The following is an 18103-nucleotide window of genomic DNA, read 5'->3' on the forward strand; positions in this document are numbered from 1 at the left end:
TTTTCATTTTGAAGTTGTTTTAGTGAAATAATAACCTCAAAACTAAGGTCTTTTTATCTCTTTTCAAAATTTATTTTTGTTTTTCCTCCGGATTTGATTTTTTATCTCTTCTTTCCATCATTTTTTCTCTGACTTTGGCTTTTCTGTCATCACGGATTTTCTCCCATTTAGCAAACTGTTCCGGAGTTAGTATTTTTTTCATTTCAGTAGCGGTAGCGGCTTGTTCTTTCTCCATCTCCGCTTTCATTTCATCTCTTTTTAATTCTTTTTGTTCTCTGAGTTTTTTCATTTCTTCTCTCTTGGCTTCTCTTTTCTCTACCTCCTTAGTAACAAATGCTCTCATGTCTTTAACTTGCTTTTCATTCAAATCTAAATCCTTGGTCATTTTTTCTACTTGTAAATTAACTTTTTGCTCCGTAGTCAAATTTTTTCTGTCTCCTTTTCTGGTTTCTTTTTCTTGTGCCAATGCAGTTAAGCCAACTAACATTACTAAGGCTAAAAATACTTTTTTCATTTTTTTATTGTTTTTTAAGTTTATGTCGCAATATGACAAAGATGGGTTTAAAAGGTTTAATCTTTAACAAAAAATTATAAAAAAAGGAACTCGATTGAGTTCCCTTAGTTTAATTTAAAACTACTGTCTTGTTATCGCCTTCAACGACTACTTTCGTAAGTCCGTGTTTGGCTAACCCTTTGATGGCAGCGTCCCATTTCTTGCCGCTTAAGGCTGATTTATCTTTGAGTTCTCCTAATGCCTGATTGTTTTCTGCTTTCAATAAGCCAATGATTAACTTTTCGTCTTCAGTTAATTCCAATTGCTTTTTCTCCGGGCGCATTTGCGGGAAGAAAAGTACTTCCTGAATAGAGGCGTTATTGGTTAAAAACATAATTAATCTATCCATTCCAATTCCTAAACCGGATGTTGGCGGCATACCGTATTCTAAAGCTCTTAAAAAGTCGTTATCTATAAATTGAGTTGCTTCATCATCACCACGCTCTGCTAATTGTAATTGTGCTTCAAAACGCTCACGTTGGTCGATAGGGTCGTTTAGTTCGGAATAGGCATTGGCTACTTCTTTTCCGCAAACCATCAACTCAAAACGCTCTGTTAACTCAGGATTGTCACGGTGTTCTTTACAAAGTGGCGACATTTCTTTAGGATAATCTGTAATGAAGGTGGGTTGTATAAAATTGCCTTCACATTTGGCTCCAAAAATCTCATCGATTAATTTGCCTTTCCCCATTGTTTCATCTACTTCGATACCCATGCCTTTGGCGGCAGTGAATAATTCAGCTTCACTTTTGCCCGAAATGTCAAATCCGGTAAAGTTTTTAATAGCGTCGGTCATAGTAACACGAGCGTAAGGTGCTTTGAAATTTACTTTGTGTTCGCCAAAAGTGGTTTCGGTAGTTCCGTTAACTTCTTTGGCACAATGTTCCAATAAATTTTCGGTGAATTCCATCATCCAGTTGTAGTCTTTGTAAGCTACATAAATTTCCATAGCGGTAAATTCCGGATTATGGGTTCGGTCCATTCCTTCATTTCGGAAGTTTTTAGAGAATTCATATACGCCATCAAAACCACCTACAATCAATCTTTTGAGATATAATTCATTGGCGATTCTCATGTATAATGGAATATCTAGACTGTTGTGGTGTGTAATAAAAGGTCGCGCTGCAGCACCACCGGCTATCGATTGAAGTACCGGAGTTTCTACTTCCATATATCCGGCAGCATTGAAAAAGTTACGCATGGCCGTGAATAATTTGGTTCTTTTGATGAACACCTCTTTTACATGTGGGTTTACTACTAAATCCACATAACGCATTCGGTATCTTAATTCTGCATCGTTAAAGGCATCATGGACTTTACCATCGTCGTCTACTTTTGGTAGTGGCAATGGACGAAGTGTTTTGCTTAAAAACGTAAACTTGTCTACGCGAATAGATTTTTCACCTACTTTGGTCAAAAACATTTCGCCTTCTATGCCAATAAAATCGCCTAGGTCAGTTAGTTTTCTGAAAATCTGTGTGTACAATGTTTTGTCTTCGCCGGGACAAAGTACGTCACGGTTAAAATACAATTGAATTCTGCCTTCGCTGTCTTGTAATTCTACAAAAGAAGCTTTTCCCATGTCTCTGTCACTCATCACACGACCGGCTAAAACCACCTTCTTGCCTTCTTCGAAATTGTCCTTAACCTGTTTTGAAGTATGGTTAACCGGAAATAAATTAGCCGGATAAGGATTGATTCCCAATTCACGCAAAGCGTTTAGTTTGTCTCTTCTGATGATTTCTTGTTCCGAAAGTTGCATATCGTATTGTATTTTAGCGTGCAAAGATAGGTATAATTTGAAAATGTACTAATTTGAGAATTTGAAAATATTGTAATGTTTTAGGAACGAAAGGTTCGGGCTTTATCAGTTGTCCGTTTTCCCGCTTTCCATTGCAATCTCTACGAGGATTTCCATTGCAATCGGGGTTAAAGATTAACGTTGTGTTAACTGGTAATCTTTGTAACTTTGCCTTTTCAATACAGAAAATGAACAAACAAATACAACTTCAGGATTTAAACAACAAAGACTATAAAGAAACTTGGGATTACCAAGAGGAACTTTTTAAAGAAATTGTTGATTTGAAAATTCAGAAAAGAAGCCAGCCCGAAATTGAAACCCCGAATTATTTTCTTTTTGTAGAACATCCGCATGTTTATACTTTAGGGAAAAGCGGTGATATATCTAATTTGCTGCTTTCTGAAAAACAGTTGGAAGCTAAAGGCGCTACTTTTTACAAAATCAACAGAGGAGGCGATATTACTTATCACGGCCCCGGACAAATTGTTGGTTACCCAATTTTAGATTTGGAAAATTTCTTTACCGACATACATAAATACCTCCGGTTTTTAGAAGAAGTTATTATTTTGACTCTTGCTGAATATGGTTTACAAGGAACTCGAAGCGAAGGAGAAACAGGGGTGTGGTTGGATGTTGGAACGCCATTTGCTCGAAAAATTTGTGCTATGGGAGTGCGTGCCAGTCGTTGGGTAACGATGCATGGTTTCGCTCTCAATGTCAGTGCGGATTTAGGTTATTTTGATAACATCATTCCGTGTGGTATCAAAGGGAAGGCGGTAACTTCACTTCATGTTGAACTGGGCAGAGCAATAGAAGAGAAAGAAGTAAAAGCCAAAATCATTCGTCACTTTACTGCACTTTTTGATTCTGTTTTTGTGTAAATAACTAAGATTTCTAAAGCTCTAACTTTAGTTGTTCCGGTAACAAGCGGAATGACATTCTGTGGTATTTAGTCACGCCATATTTTCTGATAGCTTCCCTATGCTCAATAGTGGGATACCCTTTGTTTTTTTTCCAATTATACATGGGGAATTCTTCATGGATTTTATTCATATAGTCATCCCGATACGTTTTAGCTAAAACCGAGGCCGCTGCAATGCTCAAATATTTGCCATCACCTTTTACAATAGTTGAAAAAGGAATATCGTTTATAGCTTTGAATCGATTTCCGTCAACAATGATGTAATTTGGCGTAGGGTTTAGCTTAATAATACACTCTTGCATGGCTTTTATCGAAGCATTGAGAATATTAATTTCATCAATAACTTGGTGGTCAAGATGTGTAACTGCAAAAGAAACTGCCATTGCTTCAATGGTTGGTTTTAATTTTTCTCTTGTTTTTTCAGAAAGTTGTTTCGAATCATTGAGTAAGTCTAATTTGAAATCTTCGGGTAATATAACGGCTGCCGCTGTTACAGGACCAGCCAAGCAACCCCTTCCGGCTTCATCGGTGCCGGCTTCGAATAAAAAATCAGAGTATTTTAGAGCTAACATTTAATTTTTTTGATAAAAATATAAAAACCAGCGCAACTATTTAAACTATTCATCATCATTGAATAGTTTACTTATAGTACGCTTCTTTGTGTTTTATAATTAACTGTTAATATTTGGTTAATTAATAAATAATTAAGAAGTTTGCAAAATAACTAACTCAAATAAAATTAATATGAGATCGAAGTTCAAATGGATTTTTACGCTTTTATTAGCGTTTACAATGCAGTTTTCGTTTGCACAAGAGAAAACTGTTACTGGGGTTGTTTCAGATAAATCTGGACCACTTCCTGGCGCGAATGTTGTTGTTAAAGGAACAACTCGCAGTGCACAAGCAGATTTTGATGGAAAATACAGCATCAAAACTAAAGCCGGTGAGGTTTTAGTGTTTTCTTTTACTGGTTACACGAATTCAAACGTAACTGTGGGAGCTGCTTCTACTTATAATGTTACCCTTGTAGAAGGTAGCGTGAAATTGGAAGAAGTTGTTGTAGAGGGGTATAGAAATACTACTAAATCAACTACAGTGGTTGCCCAATCAACAGTTAATGCCAAAACAATTGAAAACAGACCTAATGCTTCCTTTATTCAAACATTGCAAGGTCAAGTTGCCGGTTTGAATATTGCAACAGGTTCTGGTCAACCAGGTTCAAGAAGTGTAGTATTGCTTAGAGGATTAGCGACTTTAACTGCTAACTCTGACCCATTGTATGTTATTGATGGGATACCAACCAATGCCGATAACTTCCGTAGTATTAACCCTAATGATATTGAATCGGCTACGGTATTGAAAGATGCGTCGGCTACAGCAATTTATGGTAACAGAGGTACTAACGGGGTAATTGTAATTAAAACCAGACGAGGTGGTAAAGATGAAGGAAAAACTAAATTCCGTTATGCTACCAGCAGTGGGTTTACTGAATTGCAGACTGCGCATTACAGAAAAGCAAATACCAGACAGTTACTTACCTTAGAGAAAAATTACGGACAAGGTTTAGGAGCTACATTGACGGATGCTGAAATTGCAGCCTACAATGTAGACACCGATTGGTCTAAATATTTCTTTAGAACAGCCGCTTCAACAGAACATAGTTTTAGTGTGGAAACTCAAGGAAAACAAATAAGTTCATATACTTCTGTGAATTATTTGAACCAAGATGGTATTTTGAAAGGAACCGGATTAAAACGATTTGCTTTTAGAAATAACATAGACGGAAAATCTACAGATGGTAAATTTAATTACAGTACTAACGTAGCTATAGGTTTTTCAAAGAGTAATGATGCCGGTAGTTTGGGAACTGCTGCAGTAAACAGAAACTATGTGCTTGGTGCTTATCAAGGGGCCCCATATTTAAGCCCTGATGATTATGTTGATTCAGTAACGGCTTTAGATCAATATGGTGCAGGTGGGTTATTATATACGCCAATTTTCCTTATTGACAAACAAAAAACGTATGTTAACAATACGGATGAAATGAGATTACAAGGTTCGATAGAAGCTAGTTATGAGATTTTTAAGAATACTACGTTCACTTCAAGAACTTCTTCTGAGGTTGTTGAAACTCGTTTCAATCAATCTGAGAATCCAATATCTTTCAATGCGTTGGTTTTCTTAAACCCAGGACAGGAGTTTGGTGGATTTGAAGATATCAATTACAGAAGAGATTTTGCTTTTTCACAATTGTGGCAAATGGATTGGGAAAAAACTTTTGCTGAAAAACATACTTTTAACGTTATGTTGAATTCAGAATACAACTTTAATCAGTTGAATACTAATAATTTCCGTCAAAATGGTTTGGATCCTGCTACGTTTGTTCCAGGGGCTGGAACTGGTTATTTAAGCGATATCTTGGCTCATGATTATTATACGGCCGATGTTAGTGCGTTAAAATTAAAAAAGAATTTGATTTCTTATTTTGCTACTGTAGATTATGATTTTGACAAGCGATTTGGAGTAGTTGTAACTGCAAGAAGAGATGGTTCAAGCCGATTCAGTAAAGAGAGAAGATGGGGTAATTTTTGGTCTATCGGAACAAGATGGAATTTAGGTAACGAATCATTTATCAAGAAATACAATTTATTCGATGTTTTAAAACTTAGAGCTTCTTACGGAGCGACCGGAAATGAAAGAGTAGATGATGGAACCATATATGCATCATTAAACCCTAGTTTATTCCTAGATACCTACAGTACTGTGCCAAATGTTTACAATGGTACTAATGGGTATGCCTTTCAGTTAGGAAATGTAGATGCCCGTTGGGAAACTACAAAACAATTGGATTTAGGATTGGATTTTGAAATGTTCAAGAACCGATTAAGAGGTACTTTTGACTGGTACCTTAGAACAACATTTGATATTTTTGATAGAACACCAATTTCACCAATTACAGGTCAACAAGATATTAAAGGAAATTCTATTATTGATGTTGTGAATCAAGGGGTGGAATTGTCTTTGGCTTATGATGTCGTAAGAAATCAAAACTTAAAAATTACGGTTAAAGGTACAGGAGCATACAACGACAACCGAGTTTATGATATCGATGTTAACAACGGTCAAAGAATAGATGGTAATTATATTACTGCCAACGGGAATCAAGTTTATGAATACTATGTTATTCCTTACGCTGGTGTAAACCCTGTAAATGGTAATTTGTTATTTACTGCTGCTGATGGTTCGTTGACAGAATCACCAGTTGAAGGCGACAGAAGAATAACGCACAAATCAGAGCAGCCGGTTTACCAAGGTAGTTTTGGATTTGATATTGATTACAAAGGATTTTTTGTAACCTCTAATTTTACTTTTGCTCAAAAAGTATGGCGTTTTGATTTTGATATGGATGGACTATACGATCCAACCGGTATCAGTAACTTCAATGTGTCAAGTGATTTGTTAGATGCATGGACTCCAACGAATACTAACACAAACATACCTAGTTTAAACGCTACAAACAAAGGAGAAGATGCCAGATCAGATCGTTTCTTAAGAGACGCTTCTTATGTTAGATTACGCTACTTGCAAGTGGGATACAGAGTGCCTAAAAAGTTTTTAGAAAAAACCTTCTTAAGCAGTGCCTCTCTTTATGCGCAAGGTGAGAATTTAAAAACATGGACAAGATGGCAAGGTTTTGATGCAGAAAGCCCACGTGCAGGTGACCAAAACCAATATCCTACGCCTAAGATTATTTCTTTTGGTATAGATTTAAGATTCTAATTAAAAAAAAATAACAGAAAATATGAAAAAAATACTTTCAATATTGTCTTTGGCCAGTATCTTATTTACCACTTCATGTGATGATAATTTATTAGAGCCATTCACTCCGGGGAATCTGACAGAAGAGCAAGCTATCAAAACACCGGATGATTTAATGAGATTGATGAATACTGCTTATGGGGTTATGGGTCCAGGTTCAGAAATTGGGTTCAGTTCCGTTTTTACCGATGAAGTAGGGGTAGGTTACAATACAGGAGGTCAAGGAAAAGATAGTTACTTAGCGTTTCTATTGAATCCTTCATCAGGTGCACCAGAAGGAATTTGGTCAAATCACTATGCTGTTTTGTCTTATGCCAACAGAGTTATTAAGTTTTCTAATAATATAGTGGCTGAAAATGCTGATGAACAAGAAGTAATTAATAGTGCTTTGGCGCAAGCCTTAGCTATCAGAGCTTATTGTCATATCCAATTAATTGCCTATTTTTCTACCAATCCTAAAGATAGAAACGCTTTAGGTGTAATGTTGTCAAATGATGTTTATCCAAGTACAGCTTTAAAACCTAGAGAAACTAACGGTGTGCTTTATGATTTTATTGATGCTGATTTAGTTAATGCTATAACTTTGTTTAATACATTGAGCACTTCACCTAGTAATGTTTATGCTAATAAATATTTTGCCATTGCTATGCAGGCTAGAGTTAATGCCCTACGTGGGGATTATGCTAATGCCTTAACGTACGCTGATGATGTTATTGCTAACTCTGGTGTTAACTTAGCGTCATATGCAAAATATAAAAATGTTTTCCATACCGATGATAACCTTGCCACTGAAGAAGTGCTTTTTAAATTAAAGCAAAATAATGGTGAAGCAAGAACAGGTGGCTTATGGGCCAGTGTAAATACATCAGTAACCGGTTCTCCTTTTTATGAAGTAGGTAGAGCATTGTTTAATTCAATGAATACTACAAGTTTTGCTTCAGCAAGTAATTGGAATATTACTGCAATTTCTGGTTCTAATATTACCATTCCTGGTAACAGCTTATTGGTTGGCGATATGTTTGTATTTAATACTTCTTATCCGCTTACAGCTGTTTTGAATAGCAATGGAACATCAACAAGTCCATCGAATGCTATAGTAGCAGGTAAAGTGTACTATGTGAAATCATCTAACTCTGCCACCGGAGTTATTACATTAACACCGGATCCTACTATTGCTACTCCGGCTACTGCTTCATTCTCTGCAGCTAATTCTGCTCCTTTCCCATTAACGGCTAAGTCAAATTATGGTGATATTCGTTATTCTGTAAATATTCACCCAACGTCTATTATTAATCCTAATTATCAGACTGTTGTTGACTTTTTATACACAGATAAGATTACTACAAGAAAATATCCTGGTAGAGCTGATTCTGGTAACTTTGTTAATGATATCAAAATCTGTAGAATATCTGAAATGTACTTTATCAAAGCTGAAGCTTTGGCTAGTGCTGGTGACTTAGCGGGTGCTGCTAATGCAATAAAAGCGGTTCGTGATGCTCGTTGCAATCCTAACAGACAACAGCCGGCTCCTATCTATGCAGATGCTACTGCTGCTTTTAAAGATATTTTAAAAGAAAGAAGAATTGAATTCGCTTTTGAAGGATACCGTTTTGTTGATTTAAAACGATTAGGTGCTTTAGCAGGTGAAGGTATTTCAAGAGATGCCAGAGACTGTGAATTTAACGGAGCTTGTACACTACCGGTTTCTGACTATCGTTTTGCATTACCAATGCCTCAATCAGAAACTAATGTTAATGCTTCTGTAAAAGCTAATCAAAATCCTGGATATTAATATCTAGCGACTTAGTATACTAAATCCCGATTTGAAAAAATCGGGATTTATTTTTTTACTTTTGTTGACTATTAACTAGTTAATACTTTATTTTTGCAACATAAACCAACAACACTTTAAAACAGTAATACCATTATGAAAATGAAAATCAGACTTAATTCTAGTTTTGCAGCCATTTGTTTTTTTACGATAGGAAGCGCTGTATATAGCCAGGAATTTTCAAAATTAAAAGCTTCACCAACAGGAGTCTTTCGTTGTGCTACTGTTGAGAATGAATCAATTCTTAGAAGTAAATACCCGGATAGAGAGACTACAGCAGAATTTGAAAAATGGATGTCCGAAAAAATTTCTGAATCTAAAAAGGAGACTACGCAAAACGTCAACACCATTATTACTATACCGGTAGTTGTTCATATTCTTAGCAATGGTGACGCCATTGGTGTTAATGAAAACTTAGCTGATGTAAGAGCCTTTGCCCAAATCGAATCTTTAAATCAGGATTTCAGAAGAATGTTAGATACGCCGGGTTACAATGAAAATGAAGTGGGAGCCGATGTGGAAATTGAATTTTGTATGGCACAAAGAAAACCTGATGGAAGTGCTACAAACGGAATTGATAGAGTAACTACCACTTTCTCGGCATTTACAGCCAGAGAAGATGTTGAAACTATGAAAACAACTACGCAATGGGATCCAACAAAGTATTTTAATATATGGGTAGTTAATTTTTCCGGAGGCTTGGGTAATTTATTAGGCTATGCTCAATTTCCTAGTACATCAGGCTTATCAGGGCTAAATTCAAATGGCGGTGCCGCCAATACTGATGGTGTTGTTATTAAATACACTTCTTTCGGTTCAAAACTCATTTCCAATGTAGGACCTTATGACGATACTTATAACGGTGGTAGAACAACCACTCACGAGATAGGCCACTGTCTTGGGTTAAGACATATTTGGGGTGATGGAGACGGTGATCCTCAAACACAGACAGCTGATTGTTCAGCAACCGACTATTGTAATGATACTCCGGTAGCCGGCTATCAGCACTGGGGTTGTCAGGTTGGTGACGATAGTTGTTTTGATGATGCAGGACAACAAGATATGGTTGAAAATTATATGGACTATAGTGATGATGCTTGTATGAATACATTTACCCTTGATCAAAAAGCGAGAATTGTAGCCGTAATGACAAACTCTATCAGAAGAAAAGAATTGAAAACCTCTAATGCCTGCCAAGCACCATTGAGTGTTACCCAACAAAACTTTTCTAATTCAGTAAATATTTATCCTAATCCAACCAGTAATGTATTGAATTATATTATTAAAAATGATTTTGTGATTTCTACCATTACCATCAATGATATTTCAGGAAAAGAAGTTTTTAGGAATAATGTTGGCAACAATCCAACACAAATCGATGTGTCTAACTTGTCTGCCGGAGTTTATTTTATAACATTTAATTCCGATAAGAATACCGCAACGAAGAAATTCATTAAAGAATAATTCGTTCAGCAACAATTTTAAAACCACCTCAGGGTGGTTTTTTTATGATTTTATTACAAATAGTTTTGTGTATTTTTGCTTCGAAATTTATTCCAATGCGAAACCTGATTATTGTTTTCTTACTCTTGTCTTTTTCATTAGGTTTTTCTCAAAACAAAACAGTTGAGAAACCCAATGGGAAACAACCTCCCAAAGTAACACCAAAGAAAGGACAAAAAGCCGCTTTTGATCAATACCGTATCATAACACTTCAGCGTGATACCACATATGTTGACACTTCACTGTCTATAAAAAAAGAATACGAATACAACTACCTGCGTAAGGATATATTTGGTCTTCTTCCTTTTGCCAACGAAGGACAAACTTACACCACGCTGGATTACGGTTTAAAAAACTTCGCCGCTTTTCCCGAAATTGGTTTCTCCGGAAAGCAATACAATTACATGGGCGTTAAGGATATTAAGTACTATTCGGTAGCCACACCGCTAACAGAGCTTTATTTTAAGACCGTTATGGAGCAAGGGCAGTCTTTGGATGCTTTAATTGCATTAAACACTTCTGAGCGCTTTAATTTCTCTATTGCTTTCAAAGGATTGCGCTCTTTGGGGAAATATATCAACCAATTGTCCAGTACAGGAAACTTCCGTTTTACTTCAAGTTACAATACTTTAAATAAAAGATACTATCTCAACTTCCATTTCACCGGACAAGATTTCCTAAACGGCGAAAACGGCGGAATCACCACCATCGAAGATTTTGAAAGTGAAAATCCTGCCTATGACAACCGGGCTCGATTACAGGTTTACCTAACCGATGCCAGCACGTTCATGAAAGGTAAACGGGTTTTCTTTGACCACAATTTCAGAATCAATGGCACAAAAGGCAACAATAATCTCTACCTGACGCACCAATTCAATTACGAAAACAAATTTTTCGAATACAACCAAAAAACAGTATTGTCAACAGTGGGCAACGATAAGGTAAAGCGATTCGGCGAATCGTATGTAAGCGCCAATATCAATGACCAAACGCACTATAACCGAATGTACAACAAAGTCGGCGCTATCTATGAGAACGCACTGTTGGGTAAGTTTCAGTTTTTTGCCGAAGACTTCCGCTATAATTATTACTACAACAAAACGCTGATTTTAGTTAGTGGCATAGTGCCCAGTTCGCTCAACGATAACATCAACACCATTGGCGGGCAATACGATTACCGCAAAAACAAATGGAACGGGACTTTCGTATATTCCAATTCGGTTTCCAACCAATCGCTGTCTAATTTTGATGCTAAACTGAAATATAAGTTGAATGACAAAAACGAATTTGTCTTTCAGTACCAAATGCTGAACAAAATTCCGGACCATATTTACAACTTGTACCAAAGCAGTTATGTAGATTACAATTGGTACCACAACTTCAAAAACGAAAAAATCAATAACCTCGAAGCCACCGCTAAAACCCAATGGCTGGACGCTTCCCTGCAAATCACGTCGCTCAACGATCATCTCTATTTCAGCAATGAAGCCAACGATCCGCAGCAACAAATCATTTCGCCCAAACAATACGACAAAGCCATCAACTATTTGTCGGTAAAAGTCGGACGCGAATTCAAATGGTGGAAATTGGCTCTTGACAACACCGTGCTTTATCAACAAGTTGATCAAAACGATGACGTTCTAAACGTGCCTAAAATTGTCACCCGAAACTCGTTGTATTTTACCAACTACTTTTTCAAAAAAGCATTGTACTTGCAAACCGGTTTTACCCTCAACTATTTCACCAAGTTCTACATCAATGATTACAATCCGGTAACAGCTGAGTCTTTTGTGCAAAACGAAAGAAAGATTGGCGATTTCCCTATGGTCGATTTCTTTGTCAACGCTCGCATCCGCCAAACGAGAATCTTTCTGAAAGCCGAGCACTTTAATTCCAAAATGACCGGGAACAATTTCTACACGGCTCCTAATTACCCGTACCGCGATTTCATGATTCGCTTCGGGCTGGTGTGGAATTTCTTCCAATAGAAGTTCAGGAACGAAAGGTTCGGGCCTTATCAGTTGGCACAGTTCCTGCCATCCGCGCTACACGGTAGCCAGCTCCTGTCAGGGTTAAGGAATAAACCATTTGTTTTTTTGGAAACATCCGAAATAGGCATACATTTGTAAAAAATAAATTCAAAATTCATCTCGAGAATAGACTAATGAAATACGCAAAAAACATATTAGAAACTATCGGAAACACTCCTTTAGTAAAGCTAAACAAAGTGGTAGAAGGAATTGACGCTTTGGTATTGGCCAAAGTAGAAACCTTCAATCCGGGCAACTCTACCAAAGACCGTATGGCACTTAAAATGGTAGAAGACGCCGAAGCTGACGGAAGATTAAAACCGGGCGGCACCATCATCGAAGGAACTTCAGGAAACACCGGAATGGGATTGGCCTTGGCCGCCATTGTAAAAGGATACAAATGTATTTTTGTAATTACCGATAAACAATCCAAAGAGAAGATGGATATTCTTCGTGCTGTGGGCGCCAAAGTAATCGTATGTCCCACCGATGTAGAACCAACCGATCCGCGTTCGTATTATTCGGTTTCTAAAAGATTAGGCACCGAAATTCCAAATTCGTGGTACGTAAACCAATATGATAATCCAAGCAATGCCTTGGCACACTACGAACAAACCGGTCCCGAAATTTGGGAACAAACCGAAGGAAAAATTACCCACTTCGTAGTTGGTGTAGGAACAGGCGGTACGATTTCCGGTATCGGAAAATATTTGAAAGAAAAAAATCCAAATATTAAAGTTTGGGGTATCGATACTTATGGTTCTGTTTTCAAGAAATACCATGAAACCGGAATTTTTGACGAAAACGAAATCTATTCCTATATCACTGAGGGTATCGGAGAAGACATCCTTCCTAAGAACGTTGATTTTTCAGTGATTGACGGTTTCACCAAAGTAACAGATAAAGATGCGGCAGTGTACACCCGTAAAATTGCTTTGGAAGAAGGTATATTCGTTGGGAACTCAGCCGGTTCTTGTGTCAAAGGGTTGCACCAATTAAAAGAGCACTTTACTAAAGATGATGTGGTAGTGGTTTTATTCCACGATAGCGGAAGCCGTTATGTAGGTAAAATGTTCAACGACGATTGGATGCGCGAAAGAGGTTTCTTAGACGAAGAAATCACCAAAGCTGAAGACGTTATCAAAGACCATAAAGACAAACCTTTGGTGATTGTTAGAACAGAGGAATTGGTATCACACGCTATCGAGCGTTTGAAAAAATACAACATCTCACAAATCCCGGTGATTGATACGACAGGATTTGTAGGCAGCATTGACGAAACCGATTTGTTCCGAAGCTATGTAGAAGATAAAAACATTGCTGACAAACCAATTCGTGAAATTATGGGCAAACCGTATCCTATTGTAAATGCCAACGCACCGATAGAAGAAATATCAAAATTATTCAACAAAGACAACCAAGCGGTTTTGGTTGACTTGGGGAACGGGAAACATCATATTATTACCAAACACGATATTATCAGTTCTATAAAATAAGAGATAAGGAATTAGGGAAAAGGGATAAGGCAAAAGTTGTTGTTTTATCCCTTTTTTTATTCTCCTATCAAAACACCCGAAACATTCCACGAACTAAAACTCGTGCCTTCCGGAGCACCTTGCGGAATTTTTATTTGTATCGAATGATTTCCTGCTTCCAAGTCGCCTAAATCAATATTGATTGGATTGGTAACCGTACCCGGACACCAATTCGCACGGCTGTAATCAGAAGAAGATAAGCCGTTCGGGAAATTCCCTGAAGCCGGATTTGACAATCGATACGAGCCACAATCCTGACGCCAAGGTGTAAAGCTGAAGGTTTCTTTTCCGTCAAGTACAATCGTATTTTTCTTTGGCACAAATTCATCACCGTTTTCCCAACCGCCGTGGCCTGTAGTTATGTATCTCAGTTTACAGTTTTTTATGGGTTTGTCCAATCGGAAAGTTACTTGCAGGCCCTTCTCGTTATTAAACATCGTGCCATATTCCTGACCGGCCATTTCCATAATGTTATTGGTACAAAACAACGGAACAATTTGCGTGGCAACTTTTTTTGTTTCTTCTTCGTTATGAATGGTAATGTTGGCTGAAACTTTATGACCGCCTTTGTCATAATTGCCGATGAAAATTCCAACCCAAACTTCTTTCCCGCTCAACAGCGTTCTCAAATTAGAAACATCTTGTCGGTACAAAACATTTTCAGCCCAAGTTTTATCTTTCAGTTGGAGAGTGTTGTATTGCTTTACGCCAAACGGGGTGTAAAAGCGCATCAACTCCACCACGGGATTGTAGTTTTCGGTTGCGGTTACCCCTTGATATTCTTTGCCATTTCCGTTATTGTAAATTGGTAACGATTTTAAGCCGTTTTGCAAGCCGTCCAAAAATGAAATTGATTTGTTGGTTGGGATAATAAAAAACGACCCGGTGCGGTCATAAGCATCGCCATTGGATTGCTCGGTAACATCAACAAAAATTTGACTGCCGGATTTGATTTCGGGAATTTTGATTTTTCGAACGGCAATCGTTCCATTAGCAAAACGAAGAATACTGTCGTTGGATTTTGACTCCTCTGAAAAATTAATGATTTGGTCTTTGAAAACAGATATGGTGGTAAACCGACTTTTCCACAACAAATCTTTATATGTTAGCCCGTCAACTAATCTAGTTACTTTTCGAAAATAGGGAAGGGCATCAATTTTTTCCACTTGGGTGGCTTTGATGACAAAGTTTCCGTTGCGTACCATTTCTAAAACCAAACCTAAATTTTGTCCCAAAACGCTTGGCGAACCTTTTACTTTCAAATCTTCGGTAAACCAAAATTCAATAGTATTGGAGTTGACAACGGTCTTGGCTTTTTTGCAATTATAGCCTAAGATTTTCTTGGTTTCATTTAAGTATTCAAAGGTTTGTTTTGCCAATGCAATACTGTCTTTGGTAGCAATGATTTCCGAACTATTCAAAAAGGCCGTTTGATAAAAAGAATTGGTACTTCTGTCAATAGTCGTTTCTTCATAAGGATAATCGGTTTTTTGATTTCTAATCTTTTCCGAACTCAGCAGGGTGTGATTGACATTGGTAAAAACCCAAACCGGATCTTGGTTTTCTATCAAAGTACCATTTGAACTTTTCAGGTAAGTGATTTTATACTTTTGAGAATAAGAAACCCCAAAAAGCAATAGCAAACCAATAACTAGTAATTTTTTCATTACAATAATTTTTATTATAAAAGTAATTTTCTTACTTTAGTTGTAAAATTAAGATCCGTGAAAGAAGATTTCCTTCATTATGCTTGGCAATATAAGAAGTTTGACTTTTCCAACCTAACAACGGTTTCAGGAGAACCGCTTACTATTACAAACAGCGGGCAATACTTGAAGCAATCCGGTCCCGATTTTTTTAATGCTCAAATCAGTATTAATCATCAGAAATGGGCTGGCAATGTTGAGATACATGTAAAATCTTCTGATTGGTATTTGCATCAGCACGAAAAAGACCCTCATTATGATAACGTCATTTTGCATGTAGTTTGGGAACATGATACACCGGTTTTCAGAAAAGACAATTCGGAAATCCCGGTTTTAGAACTCAAAGAATATATCGCCAAAGAGAGCCTAGAAAGTTATCGGGCCTTAATGGTTACGAAAACCTGGATTTACTGCGAAAACGAAATAAAGACCATAGACGCATTTATTTTACAGCATTGGAAGGAACGCTTGTTTTTTGAGCGATTGGAGCGTAAATCAATTCCTATTGAGCGACTTTTATTGGAAACTGAAAATTATTGGGAGGCTGTGCTGTTTTGTATGATGGCTAAAAATTTTGGTTTAAATACCAATGGTGAAGCTTTTTTTAAACTGGCTAAATCGATACCATTTTCTATAATTCGAAAGGAAAGCACTGAAGTGGAAAATATAGAAGCCTTATTTTTTGGCAGAGCTGATTTGTTGTTTTTAAAAGCAGAAGATGTTTATGCCAAAGAATTAAGCCGCCGATATGATTATCTTTCACAAAAGCATCAGTTAGAAGCAACAGCCATTGAACCGGTTCAGTTTTTTAAGCATCGCCCTGATAATTTCCCGACGATTCGTTTGGCTCAACTGGCCATGTTGTATCACAAACAGCAAAATTTGTTTTCCAAAATTATTGAGGCAAAGACACTCGAGGAATTTTACCATTTATTTGATGTTGCTGTTTCGGAGTACTGGCAAACTCATTACCAATTTGAGAAGAAAAGCCCGAAGAAGAAAAAACAGTTTTCTAAGTCGTTTATTGACTTGTTGATTATTAATGCCATCGTTCCGGTTCAATTTGCCTATGCCAAAAGTCTTGGGAAGGAAATCACGGAAACCACATTAGCCCTCCTGCAAACTATTGTGCCCGAAAAGAATAGTATCATTGAAAAGTTTGCTAATTTTGGTGTCAAAGCCAAAAATGCTTTTGAAACCCAATCGTTGCTGCAATTAAAAAACGATTATTGCAACCCAAAGCAATGTTTGCAATGTGCTATTGGGATCCAACTTTTAAAATCGTAAGCTATGTCACCAGTCATTCAGTTAAAATATTTTTTCGAAAAACACGGATTTCATGTTTCCTCAAGATTGGCAGATAAGCTTGGGATGAGGGCGTCGAATGTTCGTTTGTTTTTTATTTATATCACTTTTGTGACCGCAGGCTTATGGTTTGGTGTCTATCTTACTTTGGCTTTTTGGATTAAATTAAAAGATTTAATTCGGGGCAAACGAACTTCTGTATTTGATTTATAGCATTTGGAAAGAGAGAAATCCATAGTATCATCGGTTTTAGTCTATTCGAAAAGTCAGCGAATAGGAATCATTTTGCTTTTCGGGATAGTTTTGGTGCTGCAGGGAATTTATTTTTTTATTGATTTCAAAACTACAGCTAAAACCAGTAAAGAAGAAGCGGTCTGGTTGTCTAAACAAAAGGATATTGATAGTTTAAAATTTCAAAACAAAAATTTCAAGCCAACCATTTATCCTTTCAATCCCAATTTTATCACCGATTTTAAAGGCTACAAGTTGGGGATGTCTGTAGAAGAAATCGACCGATTATTAGCCTGCAGAAAGCAAAACAAGTTTGTCAACTCGGCAGCTGAGTTTCAGGCAGTGACTAAAGTTTCTGATTCTTTGCTGAAAACTATAGCGCCTTATTTCAAATTTCCGGATTGGGTTCAGCATAAAAAACAATACGCATCACCATTTTCCAAAACTGAATTGCCAAAGAAAGAAAAAATCGCCATTCTCGATATTAATCAAGCGACTAAAGAAGATTTGATGAAAGTGTATGGCATTGGGGATAAAATTTCGGACCGTATTTTAGAGCAAAGAGAAAAATTAGGAAGCTTTGTCTCGATGGAACAAATGCAGGATATTTGGGGTCTGTCGCCCGAAGTAGTTGAAAAACTAAAGACTTCCTTTGCCGTAAAATCTACACCTAATCTCAAAAAGATTAATATCAATAACGCTTCGGTTAAGGAACTTTCTCAGTTTCCTTTTTTCAGGTATGCTTTGGCAAAAGAAATTGTCACTTACCGAAGCATGCAGGGTGATATTCGAATGGAGAATCTGTCGAAAATTAAAGGGTTTCCTGTTGATAAGATACAAATAATTGCCTTATATTTGGACTTCTAA

General features: G+C 37.0%; 13 protein-coding genes. 9 read left to right on the top strand and 4 right to left on the bottom strand.

Features of this window, described 5'->3' with window-relative positions; genetic code table 11:
* Nucleotides 1-70: 70 nt before the first annotated feature.
* Nucleotides 71-514 carry a hypothetical protein gene (locus GUU89_RS07275; protein ID WP_162127297.1) on the bottom strand — a complete coding sequence of 148 codons (444 nt, stop codon included), beginning with the start codon at nt 512-514 and terminating at the stop codon, nt 71-73.
* A gap of 109 nt (nt 515-623) precedes the next feature.
* Nucleotides 624-2315: a lysine--tRNA ligase gene (gene lysS / locus GUU89_RS07280; RefSeq protein WP_162128641.1), complete on the bottom strand. Its 1692-nt coding sequence runs from the start codon at nt 2313-2315 to the stop codon at nt 624-626.
* Between the two features lie 227 nt (nt 2316-2542).
* On the opposite strand from lysS, the gene lipB reads away from it, so the two are divergent.
* The gene (gene lipB / locus GUU89_RS07285) at nt 2543-3235 is read left to right on the top strand and encodes a lipoyl(octanoyl) transferase LipB (protein ID WP_162127298.1); all 693 of its coding nucleotides are present in this window, start codon (nt 2543-2545) and stop codon (nt 3233-3235) included.
* A 13-nt stretch (nt 3236-3248) separates the two neighbouring features.
* Here lipB and GUU89_RS07290 read toward each other — a convergent pair whose 3' ends face one another.
* Nucleotides 3249-3848 carry a ribonuclease HII gene (locus tag GUU89_RS07290; protein WP_162127299.1) on the bottom strand — a complete coding sequence of 200 codons (600 nt, stop codon included), beginning with the start codon at nt 3846-3848 and terminating at the stop codon, nt 3249-3251.
* A gap of 172 nt (nt 3849-4020) precedes the next feature.
* Between GUU89_RS07290 and GUU89_RS07295 the strand changes: the two genes are divergently transcribed.
* From GUU89_RS07295 to GUU89_RS07315, 5 genes are all read left to right on the top strand, one after another.
* Nucleotides 4021-7056: a SusC/RagA family TonB-linked outer membrane protein gene (locus GUU89_RS07295; RefSeq protein WP_162127300.1), complete on the top strand. Its 3036-nt coding sequence runs from the start codon at nt 4021-4023 to the stop codon at nt 7054-7056.
* 22 nt (nt 7057-7078) lie between these two features.
* Nucleotides 7079-8887, top strand: a complete 1809-nt coding sequence (locus GUU89_RS07300; protein ID WP_162127301.1) for a RagB/SusD family nutrient uptake outer membrane protein — start codon at nt 7079-7081, stop codon at nt 8885-8887.
* 135 nt (nt 8888-9022) lie between these two features.
* The gene (locus tag GUU89_RS07305; protein ID WP_162127302.1) at nt 9023-10390 is read left to right on the top strand and encodes a T9SS type A sorting domain-containing protein; all 1368 of its coding nucleotides are present in this window, start codon (nt 9023-9025) and stop codon (nt 10388-10390) included.
* A 95-nt stretch (nt 10391-10485) separates the two neighbouring features.
* Nucleotides 10486-12417 carry a putative porin gene (locus tag GUU89_RS07310; RefSeq protein WP_162127303.1) on the top strand — a complete coding sequence of 644 codons (1932 nt, stop codon included), beginning with the start codon at nt 10486-10488 and terminating at the stop codon, nt 12415-12417.
* A gap of 176 nt (nt 12418-12593) precedes the next feature.
* Nucleotides 12594-13955 (top strand): pyridoxal-phosphate dependent enzyme, encoded by a 1362-nt coding sequence (locus GUU89_RS07315; RefSeq protein WP_162127304.1) that lies wholly within the window; start codon nt 12594-12596, stop codon nt 13953-13955.
* 56 nt (nt 13956-14011) lie between these two features.
* Here the strand turns inward: GUU89_RS07315 and GUU89_RS07320 are convergent, their stop codons facing one another.
* Complete coding sequence (locus tag GUU89_RS07320) at nt 14012-15661, bottom strand: PNGase F N-terminal domain-containing protein (protein WP_162127305.1); 1650 nt, start codon at nt 15659-15661, stop codon at nt 14012-14014.
* Nucleotides 15662-15718: 57 nt separating this feature from the next.
* Between GUU89_RS07320 and GUU89_RS07325 the strand changes: the two genes are divergently transcribed.
* Genes GUU89_RS07325 through GUU89_RS07335 form a run of 3 tightly spaced genes read left to right on the top strand, consistent with a single transcriptional unit; the run spans nt 15719 to nt 18103 of the window.
* Nucleotides 15719-16987, top strand: coding sequence for a DUF2851 family protein (locus GUU89_RS07325; protein WP_162127306.1), 1269 nt, complete (start codon nt 15719-15721; stop codon nt 16985-16987).
* 3 nt (nt 16988-16990) lie between these two features.
* Nucleotides 16991-17218 (top strand): PspC domain-containing protein, encoded by a 228-nt coding sequence (locus GUU89_RS07330; RefSeq protein ID WP_121311682.1) that lies wholly within the window; start codon nt 16991-16993, stop codon nt 17216-17218.
* 3 nt (nt 17219-17221) lie between these two features.
* Nucleotides 17222-18103 carry a ComEA family DNA-binding protein gene (locus GUU89_RS07335; RefSeq protein WP_235921997.1) on the top strand — a complete coding sequence of 294 codons (882 nt, stop codon included), beginning with the start codon at nt 17222-17224 and terminating at the stop codon, nt 18101-18103.

This window comes from Flavobacterium phycosphaerae (assembly GCF_010119235.1).
GTDB classification, from domain to species: Bacteria; Bacteroidota; Bacteroidia; order Flavobacteriales; family Flavobacteriaceae; genus Flavobacterium; species Flavobacterium phycosphaerae.

Excerpts from the sequence above, each read along its gene's own strand:
- GUU89_RS07310 (WP_162127303.1), top strand. The coding sequence starts at position 10,486 with ATGCGAAACCTGATTATTGTTTTCTTACTCTTGTCTTTTTCATTAGGT.
- GUU89_RS07275 (WP_162127297.1), bottom strand. The coding sequence starts at position 514 with ATGAAAAAAGTATTTTTAGCCTTAGTAATGTTAGTTGGCTTAACTGCA.
- GUU89_RS07290 (WP_162127299.1), bottom strand. The coding sequence starts at position 3,848 with ATGTTAGCTCTAAAATACTCTGATTTTTTATTCGAAGCCGGCACCGAT.
- GUU89_RS07305 (WP_162127302.1), top strand. The coding sequence starts at position 9,023 with ATGAAAATGAAAATCAGACTTAATTCTAGTTTTGCAGCCATTTGTTTT.
- GUU89_RS07330 (WP_121311682.1), top strand. The coding sequence starts at position 16,991 with ATGTCACCAGTCATTCAGTTAAAATATTTTTTCGAAAAACACGGATTT.
- GUU89_RS07300 (WP_162127301.1), top strand. The coding sequence starts at position 7,079 with ATGAAAAAAATACTTTCAATATTGTCTTTGGCCAGTATCTTATTTACC.
- GUU89_RS07320 (WP_162127305.1), bottom strand. The coding sequence starts at position 15,661 with ATGAAAAAATTACTAGTTATTGGTTTGCTATTGCTTTTTGGGGTTTCT.
- lysS (WP_162128641.1), bottom strand. The coding sequence starts at position 2,315 with ATGCAACTTTCGGAACAAGAAATCATCAGAAGAGACAAACTAAACGCT.
- GUU89_RS07315 (WP_162127304.1), top strand. The coding sequence starts at position 12,594 with ATGAAATACGCAAAAAACATATTAGAAACTATCGGAAACACTCCTTTA.
- lipB (WP_162127298.1), top strand. The coding sequence starts at position 2,543 with ATGAACAAACAAATACAACTTCAGGATTTAAACAACAAAGACTATAAA.
- GUU89_RS07295 (WP_162127300.1), top strand. The coding sequence starts at position 4,021 with ATGAGATCGAAGTTCAAATGGATTTTTACGCTTTTATTAGCGTTTACA.